This is a genomic window from Thermogladius calderae 1633 (assembly GCF_000264495.1).
GTDB lineage: Archaea > Thermoproteota > Thermoprotei_A > Sulfolobales > Desulfurococcaceae > Thermogladius > Thermogladius calderae.
The window spans coordinates 409,534-427,821 of sequence record NC_017954.1 but is presented as its reverse complement, the minus strand read 5'-3'; the positions used below and the strand labels follow the sequence as shown (position 1 = coordinate 427,821).

18 protein-coding genes, 2 tRNA genes and 2 rRNA genes are annotated in these 18,288 nt (G+C 57.9%); 2 read left to right on the top strand and 20 right to left on the bottom strand.

Annotation, left to right across the window (positions count from 1 at the left end):
- Positions 1 to 98: 98 nt before the first annotated feature.
- The 9 genes from TCELL_RS02440 to TCELL_RS02405 all read right to left on the bottom strand — a co-directional run bounded on the left by TCELL_RS02440 (position 99) and on the right by TCELL_RS02405 (position 10,721).
- A 23S ribosomal RNA gene (locus TCELL_RS02440) occupies positions 99 to 3,781 on the bottom strand.
- A gap of 197 nt (positions 3,782 to 3,978) precedes the next feature.
- Positions 3,979 to 5,478 (bottom strand): 16S ribosomal RNA (locus TCELL_RS02435).
- The 16S and 23S rRNA genes sit together here, the layout of an rRNA operon.
- Positions 5,479 to 5,931: 453 nt before the next feature.
- A complete protein-coding gene (locus tag TCELL_RS07480) occupies positions 5,932 to 6,081 on the bottom strand; it encodes a hypothetical protein (protein ID WP_157864685.1) in 150 nt (49 codons plus the stop codon).
- Positions 6,082 to 6,155: 74 nt separating this feature from the next.
- Positions 6,156 to 6,809 (bottom strand): HAD family hydrolase, encoded by a 654-nt coding sequence (locus TCELL_RS02430; RefSeq protein ID WP_014737140.1) that lies wholly within the window; start codon positions 6,807 to 6,809, stop codon positions 6,156 to 6,158.
- Positions 6,806 to 7,534 (bottom strand): phosphoglycolate phosphatase, encoded by a 729-nt coding sequence (locus tag TCELL_RS02425; protein ID WP_014737139.1) that lies wholly within the window; start codon positions 7,532 to 7,534, stop codon positions 6,806 to 6,808. The genes TCELL_RS02430 and TCELL_RS02425 overlap by 4 nt, the downstream gene beginning before the upstream one ends.
- 71 nt (positions 7,535 to 7,605) lie before the next feature.
- A tRNA-Asp gene (locus TCELL_RS02420) sits at positions 7,606 to 7,680 on the bottom strand.
- 44 nt (positions 7,681 to 7,724) lie between these two features.
- On the bottom strand, positions 7,725 to 7,925 hold the full coding sequence (locus tag TCELL_RS02415) for an RNA-protein complex protein Nop10 (protein ID WP_014737138.1): 201 nt from the start codon (positions 7,923 to 7,925) through the stop codon (positions 7,725 to 7,727).
- Complete coding sequence (locus TCELL_RS02410) at positions 7,922 to 8,719, bottom strand: translation initiation factor IF-2 subunit alpha (protein ID WP_014737137.1); 798 nt, start codon at positions 8,717 to 8,719, stop codon at positions 7,922 to 7,924. Before TCELL_RS02410 ends, TCELL_RS02415 begins: the two co-directional genes overlap by 4 nt.
- 1 nt (position 8,720) lies before the next feature.
- Positions 8,721 to 10,721 (bottom strand): hypothetical protein, encoded by a 2,001-nt coding sequence (locus tag TCELL_RS02405; RefSeq protein WP_162097824.1) that lies wholly within the window; start codon positions 10,719 to 10,721, stop codon positions 8,721 to 8,723.
- Between the two features lie 56 nt (positions 10,722 to 10,777).
- Between TCELL_RS02405 and TCELL_RS07295 the strand changes: the two genes are divergently transcribed.
- Complete coding sequence (locus TCELL_RS07295; protein ID WP_052307203.1) at positions 10,778 to 11,176, top strand: hypothetical protein; 399 nt, start codon at positions 10,778 to 10,780, stop codon at positions 11,174 to 11,176.
- Here the strand turns inward: TCELL_RS07295 and TCELL_RS02395 are convergent.
- From TCELL_RS02395 to TCELL_RS02345, 11 genes are all read right to left on the bottom strand, one after another.
- The gene (locus TCELL_RS02395; protein ID WP_014737135.1) at positions 11,144 to 11,653 is read right to left on the bottom strand and encodes a hypothetical protein; all 510 of its coding nucleotides are present in this window, start codon (positions 11,651 to 11,653) and stop codon (positions 11,144 to 11,146) included. The genes TCELL_RS07295 and TCELL_RS02395 overlap by 33 nt on opposite strands.
- Positions 11,650 to 12,816 carry a DNA primase small subunit domain-containing protein gene (locus tag TCELL_RS02390; protein WP_014737134.1) on the bottom strand — a complete coding sequence of 389 codons (1,167 nt, stop codon included), beginning with the start codon at positions 12,814 to 12,816 and terminating at the stop codon, positions 11,650 to 11,652. The genes TCELL_RS02395 and TCELL_RS02390 overlap by 4 nt, the downstream gene beginning before the upstream one ends.
- Positions 12,794 to 13,543, bottom strand: coding sequence for a DNA polymerase sliding clamp (locus TCELL_RS02385; RefSeq protein WP_014737133.1), 750 nt, complete (start codon positions 13,541 to 13,543; stop codon positions 12,794 to 12,796). Before TCELL_RS02385 ends, TCELL_RS02390 begins: the two co-directional genes overlap by 23 nt.
- Positions 13,544 to 13,635: 92 nt before the next feature.
- A complete protein-coding gene (locus TCELL_RS02380) occupies positions 13,636 to 13,947 on the bottom strand; it encodes a transcription factor S (RefSeq protein WP_014737132.1) in 312 nt (103 codons plus the stop codon).
- A complete protein-coding gene (locus TCELL_RS02375) occupies positions 13,947 to 14,249 on the bottom strand; it encodes a hypothetical protein (RefSeq protein WP_014737131.1) in 303 nt (100 codons plus the stop codon). The genes TCELL_RS02380 and TCELL_RS02375 overlap by 1 nt, the downstream gene beginning before the upstream one ends.
- A gap of 82 nt (positions 14,250 to 14,331) precedes the next feature.
- Positions 14,332 to 14,607 carry an RpoL/Rpb11 RNA polymerase subunit family protein gene (locus TCELL_RS02370; RefSeq protein WP_014737130.1) on the bottom strand — a complete coding sequence of 92 codons (276 nt, stop codon included), beginning with the start codon at positions 14,605 to 14,607 and terminating at the stop codon, positions 14,332 to 14,334.
- A gap of 26 nt (positions 14,608 to 14,633) precedes the next feature.
- Entirely contained in the window at positions 14,634 to 15,254 is a 621-nt protein-coding gene (locus tag TCELL_RS02365; RefSeq protein WP_014737129.1) for a DUF2067 family protein, read from the bottom strand.
- Positions 15,254 to 15,820, bottom strand: coding sequence for an exosome complex RNA-binding protein Csl4 (locus TCELL_RS02360; protein ID WP_014737128.1), 567 nt, complete (start codon positions 15,818 to 15,820; stop codon positions 15,254 to 15,256). Before TCELL_RS02360 ends, TCELL_RS02365 begins: the two co-directional genes overlap by 1 nt.
- A complete protein-coding gene (locus TCELL_RS02355) occupies positions 15,817 to 16,476 on the bottom strand; it encodes an METTL5 family protein (protein WP_048162960.1) in 660 nt (219 codons plus the stop codon). The genes TCELL_RS02360 and TCELL_RS02355 overlap by 4 nt, the downstream gene beginning before the upstream one ends.
- Entirely contained in the window at positions 16,451 to 17,461 is a 1,011-nt protein-coding gene (dph2, locus tag TCELL_RS02350) for a diphthamide biosynthesis enzyme Dph2 (protein ID WP_014737126.1), read from the bottom strand. Before dph2 ends, TCELL_RS02355 begins: the two co-directional genes overlap by 26 nt.
- A 45-nt stretch (positions 17,462 to 17,506) precedes the next feature.
- Positions 17,507 to 18,028, bottom strand: coding sequence for a 50S ribosomal protein L16 (locus TCELL_RS02345; RefSeq protein ID WP_014737125.1), 522 nt, complete (start codon positions 18,026 to 18,028; stop codon positions 17,507 to 17,509).
- A 152-nt stretch (positions 18,029 to 18,180) separates the two neighbouring features.
- On the opposite strand from TCELL_RS02345, the gene TCELL_RS02340 reads away from it, so the two are divergent.
- Positions 18,181 to 18,278 (top strand) — tRNA-Leu (locus TCELL_RS02340).
- The last annotated feature ends 10 nt before the right edge of the window (positions 18,279 to 18,288 follow it).

Here is an 18,288-nt window from a genome sequence, read left to right as displayed (position 1 = left end):
TGCCCAGAAAGTGGAGTGAGGGGGGTCTACGCCGCAGGTAGGTCTATCAGGAGACGTGCCCGAGCCCGCGTGGGCTAACGCTCTCGCTCCCGGGTGAGTAGCTACGGCGTCGGGCTTTTGGGAGCGGCGGGCTGAACCCCTCGGGGGAACCCTTGGGGCTCACACCCCCGCCCCATCAACCCCGTCTTCTACGGGAGCCCTACCCGCCACGGGTGGCCCCGTGACGGACGGCCGCCTCGTCTCGGGGAGGGGTTCCCGCTTAGATGCTTTCAGCGGTTACCCCACACGGCGTGGCTGCCCGGCGTTGCCCGCCAGGACAACCGGTAGACTAGAGGCCGCGGCGCCCCGTTCCTCTCGTACTGAGGGCACCTTCCCCTCAGGCGGCCCGCGCCCCCCGCGGGTAGAGTCCGACCTGTCTCACGACGGTCTAAACCCAGCTCACGTTCCCCTTTAATGGGCGGGCAGCCCCACCCTTGGGGGCTGCTGCACCCCCAGGATGGGAAGAGCCGACATCGATGTAGCAAACCGCGGGGTCGATGGGAGCTCTCGCCCGCGACGACCCTGTTATCCCTGGGGTAACTTTTCTGTCATGCCCGGCCCCCACCGAGGGGGACACGAGCGTTCGCTAGGCCACGGTTTCCCGGCCGGACCCCTTGTGTTCAAGGGTCCGGTCAGGCCGGCTTTTGCCCTTGCACTCTACGGCGGAGCTCTGACCCGCCTGAGCCGACCTTTGGGCGCCCGTGTTATCTTTTCGCGGGCGTGCCGCCCCAGCCGAACCGCCCACCTGGCGTTGTCCCCCAGGGTCTCCCCCGGGGTGAGGCCCCCAGGCTGTAGTGGGTGGTGTTTCATTGGCGCCTCCGCCACACCCGGAGGTGTGGCTTCACAAGCTCCCACCTACGCTACGCACCACAGCCCAGAGGTCAGCGCCAGGCTGCGGTAAAGCTCCACAGGGACTTATCGCCCTGCGGGGGGTTGCCGGCCTGTGCACCGGCTCCGTGTCTTCACGGGGCCCCGGGCCAGGACAGTGGGGACCTCGTTGATCCATTCATGCGCGCCGGAACTTACCCGGCAAGGCATTTGGCTACCTTTCTCCCGGGAGGCCCCACCGCTTGGCAATACGAGATTCGATTATTTCAAGTACCTCTCTGAGGGCCCTTTTCCTGCGCGATTTTCTGCTCAGGTTTGACAATTCATACACTTTTAGAATGAGCTCCCTGAGCTTTAGTGGGTCTTTGTGCTCACCTCTGTACAGGGCACTCACAATTTCTCTAAATATTTCGTATTGCCTTCTTTTTGAGTGTAGTAGCCCAACGTGCTTGTTTATGAAGGGTATCAATTGTTCGTTTAGCTCCTTCATATTGTCTATTATTAGCACGTACAGGTGCTCTTGCCCGGGTTTCTTAATTATCCTCCCTGCGCCGATTACGTTTTTCACAATTTTCAGCGTCTGTTCCTCGAGCTGCGTGATACTGAATGCTGGGTCTAGTCTTATACCATACACTAGGTCCTTCTGTAGTTTTACACTAACCGAAAACGAGGCCTCGGCATCTATTAGCCCGATCACATAGCCGTTTATCAGCTCATTACCACTCAATTATACGCCCCCGACCGCCAATTTGTAGCCAGGGACTGATAAGCCTACGACCTGCCAAGCGATGGGGCTCTCCCGTTAAGAGAGTCAGAGTTACTCCCGGCCTTCAGCGGCGCTTCGCCGGGTTGTACCCCGGTTTCACGGACCGCCAGTGGCCAGGATTCAGCCCCCGTACAAACCCTTTCGGGCTAGCGGGGACCTATGTTTTTATTAAACAGTCAGGCCCCCCTAGGCACTGCGACCTGCGGTTCCAGGGGTGCGCCCCAGAACCGCAGGCACCCCTTCTCCCGAAGTTACGGGGCCAATTTGCCGAGTTCCCTGGCCCGGGTTAACCCCCACACGCCTGGGGCTACTCACCCAGGAGCACCTGTGTCGGTTCTCGGTACGGGCGCGGGGGATCGTTCCCAGCCCCCTTTTCAAGGGCCCCCGGAGTCGGCGGAAGGCCCCTAACGGGGCCCCATTCCCGGCTTCAGCCCCTTCTCACCATTACGGTACTCCGGGGCCTTCACCGGTTAGCTGGGTCGCGGTCATTCGACCGCCCCCAGTCCGCCTATCCGGAGGCGTCGGAGGCTGGGCTTGCGTTGCCGCGCCTACCCCCGCGGCACGGGAGTGTTAACCCGTTTCCCTTTCCCCGGGTCCGAGTTACGGCCCGGGTTAGGACCGGCTAACCCTCGGCCGACGACCGTTGCCGAGGAACCCTGGTCCTTTCCGGCGGAGGGGATTCCCACCCCTCTTCGCTGTTACTGCCGCCGGGATCTGCACTCGGATCGGGTCCACCGGACCTCACGGCCCGGCTTCTGCCCCGACCCGACGCCCGCCTACCAGATCACGGCCCCATAGGGGCCGTGCCCCGGGGTCTCGGCGGCCGGCTTAAGCCCCGACCAATCTTCGGGGCCCCACGGCTCGGCGGGTGAGCTGTTACGCACTCCTTAGAGGATGGCTGCTGTTAGGCCCACCTCCCCGCTGTCTGAGCCGTGGGACGCCCTTTAAGATTGGCACTTAGCCGGCACTTAGGGGCCTTAACCCCGGTCTGGGTTGTTCCCCTCTCGGCCCCCACCCTTACGGCGGGGAACCCCACTCCCGCCTTCTACGGTGACCACGGGTTCGGAGTTGGACTGGAGGCCGGAGCCTTTCGGCTCCTGCACCCCCAATCCGTAGCTCTACCCCGTGGCCCACCTCAGGCGGGGCTGGGCTGAGACCCACTTCGGCGGGAACCAGCTATCACCGGGCTTGATTGGTCTTTTGCCCCTAGACGGGGGTCATGGGAACGAATTGCACGTCAGAACCCTTTCGGGCCTCCACCGGGGTTTCCCCCGGCTTCACCCTGCCCCCGCCTAGATCGCCCGGTTTCTGGTCCCACGGCAGTGACTCCGGGCCCTTTGGGACCCCGCCCCTCGCCACGGCTTAACCGTGGTTGCGGGCATGTCGGTTTCCCTACGCCTACGGGGTTTAACCCCTTAAGCTCGCCACTGCCGTGGACTCCCCGGCCCGTGTTTCAAGACGGACGGCGCCACCCTGATCAACCCCCCTCGTACTCCCGGGTCGCCCCGGTTTCCTTCGGGGGCGTCACCTCTTTAGGGCAGCGCCGTATGTAGCCGCCTGGTTTCAGGCTCTTTTCACCCCCCTTGCGGGGTGCTTTTCAGCTTTCCCTCACGGTACTAAGTTCGCTATCGGTCTCGGGACGTGTTTAGCCTTGGAGGTCGGTGACCCCCTACTTCCCACGGCACAACCAAGCCGTGGTACTCTGCTCCACGGCGCGAGCCCCCACGGTTTCGCCTACGGGGCTGTCACCCTCTACGGCGGGCCATTCCAGGCCACTTCGGCTACCGTGGGTAGGCCCGCTCGGGGTCGAACCCCTAGCCGTGGAGCCGGTAACCCCACATCCCCCCACGGTCGTCCCGTGGGGGTTTGGTTTGGGCTCTCCCCCTTTCGGTCGCCCCTACTCAGGGGATCTCAGTTTGATTTCTCTTCCTCCCCCTACTAAGATGTTTCCGTTCGGGGGGTTCCCGCCCGGTACTCCCTCGACGGTTTCCCGGGCGCCACGGGCTTAAAGCCCGTGGCAGGAGGTCCCATTAGGCGATCCCGGGTTCGACGGCTGCCTGCGCCTACCCCGGGCTTATCGCAGCTTGCCACGGCCTTCCTCGGCGCCCGAGCCGAGCCATCCACCAGGCGGCTTCCTCGCCGTAGCCTGGGATGCGAGAGCAACGCCCACGCGGAGCTCGACTAGCACCCCTGATAGACCTACCTGCGGCGTTCATCTCCCCCTCCCGTTATCGGAGGAGGAATAACGCCCTTTACACAGGGCTCTGAGGCCCTGTGCTGCATCGGAGAGAGGGGCAGGGCGGCAGTGGCTTTTCACGTAGCATGCCCCCCGGCGGCGGGGTTGCAGGAGGTGATCCAGCCGCAGGTTCCCCTACGGCTACCTTGTTACGACTTCTCCCCCCTCAGGAGGAGGGAGTTCGACCCAGCCTCCGAAGAGACCAGGCCTCACTCCCTCCTCCCTTGGGTGGAGCGACGGGCGGTGTGTGCAAGGAGCAGGGACGTATTCACCGCGCGCTGATGACGCGCGGTTACTAGGGATTCCGCGTTCACGAGGGCGAGTTGCAGCCCTCGATCCCGACTACGGCGGGGTTTGAGGGATTACCTCCCCCTTTCGGGTTCGGATCCCGCTGTCCCCGCCATTGTAGCCCGCGTGTAGCCCGGGGGTTTCGGGGCATGCTGACCTGCCGTGGCCCCCTCCTTCCTCCGCCTTGAACGGCGGCAGTCCCCCTAGTGTGCCCCGGAGCCGGAGCCCCGGGTAGCAACTAGGGGCGGGGGTCTCGCTCGTTGCCGGACTTAACCGGACACTTCACAGCACGAGCTGGCGACGGCCATGCACCTCCTCTCAGCGCGTCGGGCAAGGTCGTTAGCCTGGCCGTCATCCTGCTGTCGCCCCCGGTGAGGTTCCCGGCGTTGACTCCAATTAAACCGCAGGCTCCACCCCTTGTGGTGCTCCCCCGCCAATTCCTTTAAGTTTCAGCCTTGCGGCCGTACTCCCCAGGCGGCGGGCTTAACGGCTTCCCTGCGGCACTGGGTGGGCTCTAAGCCCACCCAACACCTAGCCCGCATCGTTTACAGCCGGGACTACCCGGGTATCTAATCCGGTTCGCTCCCCCGGCTTTCGCCCCTCACCGTCGGGCGCGTTCCAGCCGGGCGCCTTCGCCACTGGTGGTCCTCCCGGGATTATAGGATTTCGCCCCTACCCCGGGAGTACCCCCGGCCTCTCCCGCCCCCTAGCCCGGGAGTATCTCCCCCAGCCCTCGGGTTGAGCCCGAGGATTTAAGGGGAGACTTCCCGGGCCGGCTACGGGCGCTTTAGGCCCAATAATCGTCCCGACCACTCGCGGGGCTGGTATTACCGCGGCGGCTGACACCAGACTTGCCCCCCGCTTATTCCCCCGCCTCCTTACAGCGGGGAAAAGCCCCCTTATCGGGGGCACTCGGGGTAGCCCCGTCACGGTTTCCCGCATTGCGGAGTTTTCGCGCCTGGTGCGCCCCGTAGGGCCTGGGCCCTTGTCTCAGTGCCCAACTGGGGGCTCCCGCTCTCACGGCCCCTACCCGTTATAGGCTTGGCGGGCCGTTACCCCGCCAACTACCTGATGGGCCGCAGCCCCATCCTCGGGCGGTGCGGCAGCGATAACCCCCGCCGCACCCTTTCGGGGAGGAACCCTTCCAGGCCTCCTCCCCTATGGGGGATTAGCACCAGTTTCCCGGTGTTATCCCCCTCCCGAGGGTAGGTTAGCCACGTGTTACTCAGCCGTCCGCCACGCCCCGCGGCGGCGGGGCGTACGACTCCCATGGCTTAGCCCTACCCCGATAGCGGTCGGGTCCGGCAGGATCAACCGGAGTTAGCCGCAAGGCGGGAGGCATGCTACCTCGTGCGCCACGCCGCCCTGCCCCCGTCGGACTCAAGGTTCCCGGGGTTAAAGTCCCCGGTTTTCTTGAGTCCCCACGTGGTAAGCGTTGTTCCAGCATAACTATCTTACTCTGAGGGTGTTATAAACCTTACCCCCTTTGATCTCTTCATTAACCAGCTCAACTGTCCCCGCGGCAGGAGGCCGATTCCTCACTCGCTGGTATAACCCAGCGTAGGAACCGCGCCGCCGCCGGGTGCCGCGGGGCTGTATATAGTATTGCCTGTAAGACCTAATTAACCTGCAACAGATGGCTACCGAGGCCGGTCACTCGCCCCCGTAGCGGGGGCCTTTTACCGTGTAGGAGGCCTAGACCTAGCTCGGACCAGGGTCGACTTTAAGCTCCTCGAAGCCAGGTGTTGATGTGACTATGTGGTGTGTGCCACCACTAGACTGGGGCTTGCTCCTCCTGGTTTACGGTGGCCGCTCTAAGGCTCTGCGTAATAACCGCGTCTCTGCTCGCAACGTTCGCCCTACTTAGCTCAACCGATTTTGTCAGAGAAATATATATGATCAAGTCCACTATGTTTATGTCCACGTATTTCACCCAAGGGCTATCTTATTACTAAAGCCCCTTTTATATTCAAAGAGAAAATTATGTTCACAAACATATCAATTTTTGTTGATATACAGGAGGAGGTCTGGGAGAGGCCTGAGGCTCTCTATAGCGTAGTCTGGTCGGCACACGCCCTGATCGTACCCGTAGTTTTTCCTATTGACCAGCACGAAGCCGACCCCTGCCGACCTGGCGGCGAGGCAGTCGACCTCCCTGTCGCCGACGTATACCGCTTCCCCGGCTCCAACACCAATCGTGCCTAGAGCTCTCAGGATCACGTCCGGGTAGGGCTTACCTCGTACCCCGTCAACGACTCCCGAGACCGTGTCGAAGAGGCCGAGTATGTTGAAGTAGCCGAGGTACTCGACTATCCTCTCCAGTTTACTGGAGGAGGCTACCGCGAGTCTGAACCCCTTGCTCCTCAGAAGGCTCAGAACCCCGGAGACGTCGTCGAAGACCCTGATCATCCGTTTCCAGTTCTCCTCTACTAGTTTAGCCCTGACCTTCATCAGCTCGAGGTACTTCTCTCTACGCAGCCCCCCGAATACCAGGGCGGAGAACTCGTCTAGAGGCCTACCGATGTTTCTCCTGATCGCGTCCTCGTCTACCTCGACGCCCACTATACGCGAGGCCTCGAGGAAGCTCCAGGTTATGAAGTCCTCCGAGTCCAGTATCGTGCCGTCCATGTCGAACAAGACAGCCCTAATCACAGCTGGCCGCCCTCGATCAACTCGGCGAGCTTCACGATGGCCCTTCCTGCGGGCTCGTCTACGATTAGCTTAGCCACCGCCTTGAGCTCCTCGTCCGCGTCTCCAGTTGCCACGCCCAGCTCCACTGCTTTCAGAAGGTTCGCGTCCATAGAGCTGTCGCCCACAGCTACAGCCTCACTAGGGTCCAACCCCAGTCTGTCGAGGACGAACTTGACGGCTCTGCCTTTATCCACGTCCCGTGGTGTCAGGTGAATAGCGTACTTGCTGTAGCCTACTCTCACCCAGTCGTACCTGCCCTCGACGTAGTCCTTCACCAGTTTGTAGACCTGGTCGCCGTTGGCCCTATCAACTAGTCTGAGAGCGAAGTCGTAAAGCCTGAACCTGTTCTGCCACGAGTCCGCCACAAGCCCCCTGAACCTAGAGAGAGCGTCCGAGTAAGCTTCTCTAGCCGACCTCGACGGTAGCTCTACTATTCCGAGGTCCTCGCTATATATTAATGCACCGGTCTCTGCTATAGCGGGGCCGTCCAAGTCTAGATACCTGTGCAGGCCTATGACTACCGGGAGGGCGTTACTGGATACTATGCTAACACGTACACCTAAGCTCTGTAGCCTTCTCATCGCCTCGACGGCCCCCAGGTGGATCCTGTACGTCCTCCTAGACTCGGTCAAGGTCCCGTCTAGGTCGGTGAACACTATCTTTACTCTGGTCACGCTTACCACCATACACTATGAGATTTATTGGAAGATCTACAGGGTTTTTAAAGAGACGGGTAGGGCGGCGCGATCAGTATGTACGCCGCCGCCGGGATTTGAACCCGGGTCACGGGCTCGACAGGCCCGCATACTAGACCGGGCTATACTACGGCGGCTCTGTAAATTTGGATACTGCATTGTAGGGTTTTAAAAAGTTGTTTCACGGCACGTAAGGAGGCTTCTCGTCTAGTTTCAAGAGGCCCGACTCCAACTTGGCCTGTAACCTGTAGACGACAAGCTTGTCGTCCGGGCTAGCCCTGGGCGGGTGTGGGACTCTCAGCTCTCCCCCGCAGTACGGGCACTTGTCTGTCGCAAGGGTATACCTGCCACACCTAGAGCACTTCCTCATGAGCCACTTCAAGACTTCACACTCTCGACAGAGACTTCGACGCCGAGCTCCTTGGCTTTCTTGAGCGCACGCTCAAGCGACCTCTCCAGAACCGCCTCCGCTGTCTTGTAGTCCCCAGCCTCCACCTCTACGACGTACCTCGGGGAGCCAGCCGTGTATATTCTCGCCGCTAGTCCTTGCCCGGTTATCTCCCTGTCCAGGGTTTCGAGGACGCCCTTCACCCTCACAACGCCGTCTCTTTCCAGGCTCCTAAGCAAGACGACCCTCTTGACCGAGATCTTCCTAGGCTTCACGTGCTTAGACGCCTCTTCGAGAATAGGCTTGACCCACTTCTCGGGTACACCGGCTTTAATAAGAACCTCCTCCCCCTTACCCACGGCTTCTTCAAGCGCAGTTAGTGGCTCCCCGAACTGGTCTTCAAGCTTCCAGACCACGTCCCTATAGGCTTCTTCTAGGCTCCAGCCCATAGACTTGGCTACTGTCTCGATTATCTTGGCACCCCGCAGGAACCTCTTCCACCACATCATCTTCCTGCGCTTGTCCCCATCGGAGACCCTCTTCAGGGAGACGTCTACCTCGTTCTTCCTTCTGTCCACTCTTATGACTTTGACGACTATCTTCTCGCCCTCGTATATGACCTCGTGAAGGTCCTTGACCCACTTAGTGGAGGCCTCGCTCCAAGGCAAGTACGCCTTCAAGTCGTTGTACTCGTCTAGGGTGACGTAAGCGCCGTAGTCGAATATCTCTCTCACCGTGGCGACTACTAGCTCTCCTAGGTCTGGTAGGGGTTTCCTTGGGACTACCACCTTAGACCGTCACCTCGCGGAATTCGTATAGTGCCAACAGGTAATAATTGTAGAAGGTCGCCGACGTCGAAGTAGCAGTGTCCAGCGGTATGAGTGTAGTGTTGACGAGTCTGAAGAACATTGGAGTCTTTACGCTGAGCTCTTGGGGCTGGTAGATGTCGTTTAGAGTGGGGTAACCCATCGAGTGGGCCGCGTAAGCTAAGAGTTCTACTACAAGGGACGACGCTGCCCTACTAGTCCATGCCAGGGGCACGTTCACGAAGTACGTCGCCTTACCGTAGTCTATGAAGTCCGTTATACTCTGGTTGGCGAGGGCGACGTAGACGGGTATCCTGGCGACGTCCCCTAGGGGCTGGTAGGTCACCGTGCCGATACGACCCGCAGGTATAGCCCTCCCGAAGTGCACCTGCTTAGTACCATAGACCGTGTTCTCGATGCTTATAGCCTCCCCCACGATCACGTAGACCCTGCTTATGTTGTACGCCATAGTCAGCCTCCTCAAGATACCGGCCGAGGTGGCCTCGTCACTGACCATGATCCAAGACGTGAGCCTCCAACCTTCCACGGGGCCCGAGGGGCCTGCAAGGGCAGTATACCCCTCGCCTAGATATCCCAGGACGTAGTACGTGTAGCCCCAGTACGCTACCACGAGGGTTCTGTTGCTAGAGGCGTTGGAGAGAGCGCTCAGAAGGCTGGGCAGACCACTGAGGTCGACCGCCGTCCTGTTTATGTAGGTCAACGGGATGTCCAAAGACACGATGCTAGGGGGGCTCCAGCTCACCGCCGTCGAAGAGACGACGTTGCTCCCTACAAACGACAGGAGTACTAGCGAGACTAGGAGTATAGAGGTGGCTCTGCCGAAGCCTTTCTCGAATACGCTTATCCCGTGGAGCACCTTTGTCAAAACATAGGCGACCACCACGGAGGACGCTACTATAGCGTACAGCTCGTTGATCACGTCAACGTAGCCCAGGAGGAGCGAGGTAACAGACATCGAGAGCAGGAGGACCTTTGCGAAGAGGTCTACACTCCCCGAATACTTGGCTGTTCTCGACAAGGCTAGGAAGCCGAGGGCGAGGAGAAGCCCTGGAGCTCCCAGGTCGAACATCGGGTTGTACTGCTTATAGTACACCCCGGTGACGCCGGGGGCGCCCAGGCTCGCCGACAAGAGCACAGACAACACGACGACGAGTACCAGCGACACGACGAGAGCCACGAGCCTCGAAGACGCTTTGTTGAGACTAAACCTCTTAACCAAGCACCACCCCACCAGGGGGCCTGCCAGCAAGCCCAACGCCACTACGTGCCAGAGGGTTACGAACCTGTAGCCGAGCAAGACCGCTACAAGGAACACGACCAGTATAACTTGGGCTGGGGAGAGCTCTCTCCACCCCATTTTACCGGCCGTCACGAGAATACTGGCAGTGATGCCGTACGACGCTACCACTGCCCATACGCTACCGTTCAACAGCCACGAAAACCCTAGGACTGCCCCCGCTAACACGCCGACCAGGGGGCTCCCCGTGCCCGAGGCGGCGACTAGGAGTAGGATGCCGAGTAGAGTGAGCGGAATCATGTTCCAAGGACCGAACATCCCCAGTTTGAACCAGTACACGAAGCCTGGAGTTGTCGCGACGAGGAGAGCCGCGAGGCCAGCCGTCAGCAGATCCCTCGACCAGAAATACGAGAGAGCGGCTACAAGGGCGAGTGTTAAAGCCCCCGCTACTAGTGGCACTACGTCTACAGAGCTCTGGGCCAGCACCCTGATTAAAAGATCCCCTAGCGTGTCGTAGTACCTCAGATCGACGGGTGCCACAACAGAGAGGCCCCTGTCGAGTGGGTACCCAGCATACTTCACGACGTATATGTGGAACCACGAGATGTCGCTTGGCAAACCGTACTTCAAGATGTAAAACCCGAGAACAAAGTAGGAGACCAGGCTTAGTGCTAGGAAAACAACGCCGGGCACTACGTTCTTGACCTTCATAGTAAGCACCTTCAAAGCTGTGTTTATTAGTTGAGACCTAAATTTAAAACCTAAACCCGTAGGGGGGAGGCATGTCGAGAAAGACGAGGAGGTTTAAAGAGGACTTAGCCTTCGAGTTCGACTACGACTACGTGGCCGACAAGGCCCTTTCGTTGTTCGTAGTCTTGTCGATCATAGCCGTCATAGTGGTCGTGCCGAACTGGCCCTACTTCGTCCTGACCTTTGGTTCACAGCTCGCCTCGTATGGGTTGAGCGCTGTAGGGTACACACTGCTCTACACCACACTAATAGCGTTCCTAGTCGTGGTAGGAGCAATAGCGCCGCATTTCACCGAGTCTATTAGACCAAAGGGTTTCAAGAAGATAACTGAGGAAAGGAGGCTCGAGATCAACTTCTACGTAATGGTCAGCTTACTGGCTGTCGTGTCCTTGACCGCCTTAGCTGTTAGTTTGCAGTACCTGCCCTCTTAGCTGGAGGTACGAGTAGATCGGTCTCTCTACTAGCTCAACACAGTCCTCCAGGTAGAAGGGCATCGTCTTCTCGGCCTCTAGTAAGACGACATCACCTCTTCTGTATTTGCCGCAGCCGGACTTGAAGTAGACGAGGAGCCTCTTTCCATGCGATACTAAGGAACCAGAGTATAGTAGAGCGAGGAACTTCTTCAAGCGCCACACGAGGCTGAGCACGTACCCGTCTACGCTATCGGCTGGGGGCTCGACGCCGAGAGACGCCTTCAAGAGCCTGAACTCGGCCAGAGTACGCGCGTCTTCGACAACCCTACTTAGTATTCTTAGGAAGAGCTCTCTCTCCTCTCTGCTAGAACTTATACCTGCTTGAAGGCCGCTCTCCAAACCCGACTGGACGTCTTGCAACTTGACGTCTTGGATTGACAGGAGCTTGGCAGACCAGATCTCCTCGCGTATTAGCCTGGTCAGCGGACTGCTCATACCAGGGGCTCCACTCCCTTATCGCTCACGTAATTTGCTAGCTTCTTGAGAATTAAATATATGGCGTAGGGAGCCTCCAGCTCCAGCCTGACCCCCCTCTTCAGGTTTAGCTTCTGGTCGAATACCCTGAAGCCCGTGAAATCTATGAGCGGGCTTACCACTACTCTCCCCGACCAAGCGAACAGTTCCGTGAAACTAAAGGGCTCATCCTCTTTAAACTCCGCTACCTTGAGGCCCGCTTTACCATTGATGCCTCCCTCAAACCTAGACAGGCGCGTAATATCCATTGTGACGACCTTGTCGACCTTAACACATAAGTCGCTCAGTATGTTACTAAGGTATTCACCGGGCACCCTGTACAACACGCCCCTCTCACTGTGTCTAGGCGGGCTCCTAAAGCCCTCTGCGACTACCACCTTCTCGGCCAGACCCATCTCGAGTGCGAGTTTTAGAACCCTCTTCCTGAACCCGGCCTCGTTTTCCCCGAAGTACACAAAACCAGCTCTACTGGACGTATCCGATGGGAAGAGGCGCGAGACGTCCATGTTTTCGCAAGAGACGTAGTCGGCTATAGAGGCTCTCGCCTCCCTCGTTAGATCTAGCGCGGAGTCGTCGGAGACCCTCACGTGGAACCCCCTGTGCCCCGAGAAGTAGACTTTAACGTCCTTGAACCCGAAGTCTTCTTCGAGGATCTCGCGTAGCTTGGAGGCTTCACCAAGCCCTTTCCTAAAGCACTCGGGCTCTATGACGCTCACCTCGACGGGCTCCGAGCCGGAGGGGCACTTCTCGGTGTGTTCGCCGAGAACGCTGTTGTCCTCGACGCACACTTTCAACTTGAGGTCGCACCCGGGGAGGTGGTCCACGTCTATGTCGAATATAAGCTCCGAGCCTTTCCAGCCCTTCATACTCATGTTCTCCGCCGAGGGGTCGTCGTAGACTGCTGACGAGTAGTACAAGTGTAGCGGCGTCTTCTGGTCTACAATGAAGTGGTATAGCTGGGCCATCGAGGGGAAGCTCAGGTGTCTCACGTAAGCCTCGCTCTCGAGGTCTACGAGGGCTATCTCCCTAGAATGGAGGTTGGGCGGCTCTACGAGAGGCCTCCTACTATAGTATTGCCTGAGTACCCTCCGGAGAAACTGCTTATTCGACTCGCGGCGATACATAGAACGTTAGCCTTCCGCCCTGCGAGATGTCGAAGACGAGTCTCATAGGCATGTTAGGCCCGTAACTGAGAGTGAGGCCCTCTGCCACCGGCGAGATCCTTGAAATCTCTACCAGGTACTCTATGCTGTAGCTTGCTTTCGCGTCGGCGTTGACGACGTACTCGAGGAGGGAGCCGTCTTCGAGAGATAGCTCGATCTTCGCCTCGGCTACGTCGCTGGACGAGGAGAATACCAGCTTACTAGAGCCCGCCTCGGACTCTAGCGTGATCACGTCGCCGACAACCTCCAGCTCCCTCAACACGTCTGCGAAAATAGCCGGCTGGATTCTAGCGGTTACAGGGAACTCGAGCTCTATCTCGGATATTTCCTCGACGGTCGACACCTCGATATTGGGTAAGATGAAAGTCCTCGTCCCGTGACCGTGGAACGTCACACCTAGCCTACCGCCTTCGAAAGTCTCCAGTACGAGCTCGTCCCCCTTTGAGGCTAGTTTGAGTATCTTAGAGAAGTCGTCGAAGTTAACGCCGAACCTCTCCTCCCCGCTAACGTCGTACTCAGCGAAAGACTCCTTTGGGATTACTAAGTCTATTAGGGCGGTATTAGACGAGTCTAGAGCCTTCATCTTTAGACCACTAGCGTTGGCCTTGAAGACGCCCTCTTCTATGATCTTCGCAATGGAAGCCACCACATACCTCCATATCGCCGCGTTCGAGAACTTAAGCCTCAAGCAATGACCACCCGCTCTATGCAACTAGTTAGGCTCCAGAGGAATTAAACCTTGGGGGCCTTGTAGGAGCACCCAGCAACCCGCCCGACCGTCTACTCGTATTCCCTCCAGACGTGCCCGCATCTCCTGCACTTGTAAAACCTCGTCGGAGGCTCGTCGGCAGCCCTCGTCTGGATGAACCAGTAGTACGCCTCGTGGTAACCGCACTTCGGGCAAGTCACTTCCCTGGTTACAGGCAAGTTAGCCTCGCCGCTGTCTTTCAGTACGAGCGTCTTCTCCTTCTCCGAGTGCTCGATTTTTACCTTCAACCCGTAGAGGGCCAGGTCTCGCTCGGTAGCCTTGACCTTGTAGCCACACCTAGAGCACACTAGGTAGTATGTCCCACCCTCATTCACCGGCTTCATTAGACCCCCGCAACGAGGGCAAAACCGTGGCATGGCGTCTCGCCGCAGACAACCGACTCTAGAGCCTCTACACCACCCAAACTTATATACTTGACAAGACTGGAAGCGAGTCTTATAAAACTACAGTACTTCTCCCTTAGCGGTAGGTATTGGGAGCCCTCTACAACCCTCAACCCCAACCAGGCGTGGTCGTACTTCGAGCCTTCGCAGTTCACTACTATCGATAACTCGTTGAAAGTGGACAGGCTTCTAACGGCCTCCCGTAGGCTGAACAGCCTATCGAGAGCCTGGACTATTTTCATCTCTTCTAAAAATTTCCCCTATAGACTGCCAGTACTATGATGTCGTCGAGTAACGCTACAGCTAGTACCCTCGACTCCCTCTTCATAGCTTCTCCTCTACTAGGCTCCTGAAAGCCCTTATGTCACCGACTAGCTTGTCTATTATCTCGACGAGAACCTTGAGCGGGTCTTCGCCCTGCTTCGTGACTAGTGTTAGCTCCATTCTCTCTTGGAGCGGGTGCGGGATCCTGTACGCGCTGTACTCTACTCTCGGGTCTAGGAGAGCCTCTTTTGCCAGCAGGTTCCCAAGTGTATGGTCCTCTCCCTGGATCTCTATCACTAGCTCGTTTCCCTCCCTCTTCAGAATTCTCACTTCCATTGATGAAACCACCGGTTGCTTGCTGGCTAGCCAGTACTATGCTTTACCTTTTTTAAAAATTCATCTACTCCCTGGACCCACTCGATATCCAGGACGATAGACCCCTCTTCATCCTTCCTTAGGTGCGATAACGCGAGAGCTCTCTCCAGGACCTCCTCCAGAGGGATCCCTGTTAGAGCGCCTATAGTTAACAGGTAGTACTTAGTCGACAGCCCTCTCACGTTGCCGGGTATCCTCTTGGCCAGTTCTATTATCCTCTTGGACAGCTCGTAAACCACCTCTTTGCCCGCGTTAGTTATCACCCTATTGCTGTCCTTGTCTAGAGCGGCCGTGAACCCCCTCCTCTTCAACACCTCAACTAAAACACGGGGCGGGAAGGTCGAGCCGAGTTCCCTGAACATAGCATTAAGCTCTAAGGAGAACCCTCCCCTGCCAGCCTTGGGTAACCCGGCTAACAGGCTCTTGATCCTGGCCCAGGCCCTCTTGATCTCCGACTCGTATCCGTGGAACTCTATCGATATCCAGTTGTCGTGGATTGTTATAGCGTATTCGCCTACAAGAGCTATGTGCTCACTTATCATCTCGGCTAGTTTCTCGCAGGGCTCGCTAACACACCTCACTCTGAAGACCCTTTTGACGAGAGGCATCACTGACCCTTCACTAGTACGTAGTTCGTGCTCACCTTCCTCTTGTTAACCTGCCCACACACGCTACAGACCAGCCTGCCACCCTCGTACACCAGCTCGCCTCCGCAGTAGTTACACCTCGCGTACACGACACCCAGTTGCGGCTCCTTGATGGAGAGCTGGAATACTCCTTTCCCGCCTATCACCTTGGCTTTGACCACGTCGCTGACCCTGACAATGTCGAACATCGTCTCCACGTATGCTTGGCTGGCCTGCGAGACGTGTATAACCCCAGTCATGCTTACGGGCTTAACAGATCTCTTGTCTTCAATCCAGTAAATTCTCACAAATGCCAGGTCGTCGTTCATGTACACCACTACACCCTCTACGATGTCCCCTACACGCGGTACGAGAGTCTTGGCGACAGCGGGTTTCACGTTCACGGACTTCCTCAATTTATCCGCGAAAACCACGCCTACGACGCTACTCCTGAGCCTCCCACTAGCATCCTCGTATACGCCGCTACCCGCTATGAACTCCTCTAGGACCCCCAAGACATCGCCCGGTGTGACCTTGTCGCTACTCAACCCAGACCCCTCTTTAGCACGACGTAGAACGCCTTGAACCTGTGCACCCTCCTACGGTGAGTCTCGAACATCATCGGTATTTTTAATTCTAGAAAGCCTATTTTAACGACTCCGAAACCTTTTTCAACGGCACGCGTCTTAACTAGCTCAACGGCCTTCTCCGTGTACTTGTGGATCGAGTAGACGCTGCTCGCGACGTCTAGTGCCGAGCTCAAGAAACCCATGTCAAGCCCCCGGTTGCTCTCGTACACGCCGAAAGGCGGGTTCATTAAGACCGTGTCAACGCTTACGACAGGGTTGTGGAGGGCGTCGGCGACCATGTAGACGACCCTCCTACAGAGCTGCCGGCTGTGGCTGCAGTGGGCCTCCCTCGCGTATTCCAGCACCCCCTCGTCTATGTCGAGACATATACCGAGCCTGGCCCCCAGCATCAGCGCACCGAATACGAACCTGCCGGTACCACACCCCAACTCCAGGACGACGGAGTCCTCGATATCCCCCATCATGTACGCGTCCCAGAGAACAGCCGCAGCGACGTCCGGCGATGTCTCGTACTGCTCCAGCTCCCTCCTTGGACGCGGGTAACGGGGTATCTTGGAAAGGGCTATTTCAAGGCTCTTCTTGTCTAGACTACCACGGGAAGACGTACTTTTCAACCCCCCAAACAAGCATGGCGAGCTCTCCTGGTGTGAGGACCGGCTTGTGGAAGTCATGGAAGTCGTCGAGGGGCAGCCTAGGACAGCTCGTGACGACTATGAAGTCTGGCCTGAACGTCTCGTCTATAGTGAGGAGCCTGTCCAAGGTTAGGTAGGAGACGGTCGTCACGACGTACTCGACCCCGATCTTCTCCATCAGCTTGGCGACCATGCTTAGTACACTGGGCCTGAACTGCCCCGGCCTCGCGCCGGCGATTACTACTGCTCTCCTCAGAGGCTGGTTACGGAGTCTAATGACCGTGTAAACCCTTCCTCTGACCAACTTGCGTGCTTCTACTGATGGATCCCAGACCTTCTCCCTGTAAGGGTCGTAGGCCAACAAGTTGTCGGTGTATAAGGCCGCACCCAACGCGTGGAACAGCCCCCCAGAGACTAGTATGAACCCGTCTACCGAGCTTGCCAGTGCTATTACAGAGCGGTAGTCGCACCCGAGTATAGGTCTATCCCAAGCCTCCCTAATCTCGAAACCCCTGCTGGACAGGTAATCCGCGATCCTCTGAGCCGCTAGACGCTCCGTTAAAGGGCTAACCACGGCTACTCTTCTCCAAGACCTAGAGCCCAGCAAGCCCTCTATCTCTAGTAGAGACTCGGTGCGGGGGGTCACGTCGTAGTAGACCGGGACGTACACGACCCTTAAAGGGGGCTCGACCTCGGCGAGGGGGTACTTGGCGTGCCCGACGTGGACTACTAAGTCGGGTCTAAGGAGGGCTACCTCTTCAAGCGGGATGTCGCAAGCACCGAACGAGGGCGACGCCGAGTAGTAGACCTCGACGTCCCTTACCTTTTTTAGGAAGCCCCCTAGACAGTCGTACAGCTTCTTTAGCCCGTCGGGGGCCTGTAAGAGAACCCGGGGCCTAGAAGCAGATATCGAAGACAGCTCCTCTACTAATAGGCTCTCCTCAACAATGTAGGTGTCGCATTTCAAGGTACTAACCTTGCGGACTGAAAACGGCTCTTGACAGCGTAGCTGCTACTGCCCAACAGCCGTCTGGAGAGGCTCTACGACCACTCTCGCAGGCAGAGGTAGCTTAGACGCCGCTATTTTCATAGACTTCTTAGCTTCGTCCAAGTGCTCCTTCTTCACGTAAAGCTCTACGATCACGTCACCGGGGCTAACTCTGGCGGCCAATCCGATAGGTTTGCCAAAGGACAGCCTCATACCATCCTGAAGCCTGTCGGCACCGGCAAACGCCATCATCTTGTTCTCCCTGATAACGTGGTGGGGGTACTTCTTCACTTTCAGGTAGTAGTTGACGTCGCCTGCCACGACACTCATCCTCTTGTTGATCATTACACGCGCGGCCTCGAGAGCGTTATGCCTGATCTGCCCGGCCTCCTCCGCCACTAGCTTCAGCACGTACTGGTAATCGCCTTTCGGGTTCCCCATCTCGAACTTCGTTATCTTGGGCTGAGGGACGCCCGGTATGTACTCCTTCCTAGTGTACGGCGGCCCGCTGAAGTGCGTGTAGCACCTTGCCGGTCTCAGAGGCATTTAAGTAGCACCCTAGAGTATACGAGAACCTTAACTAGACTAATAAAGCTTAGTCCACACCCCCTGACCAACCTGCTTACGTAGACCACTCATGGTTGGAGTCGGCAAAGTCTAGGTTAAAACCCCTTGTACACTTAATTTATATCTACGGTGCGGGGGTGCCCGAGCCAGGCCAAAGGGGGCGGACTCAAGTAGCCCAGGGGAGATCCGCTGGTGTAGGCCTGCGTGGGTTCAAATCCCACCCCCCGCACTAAGCTGGA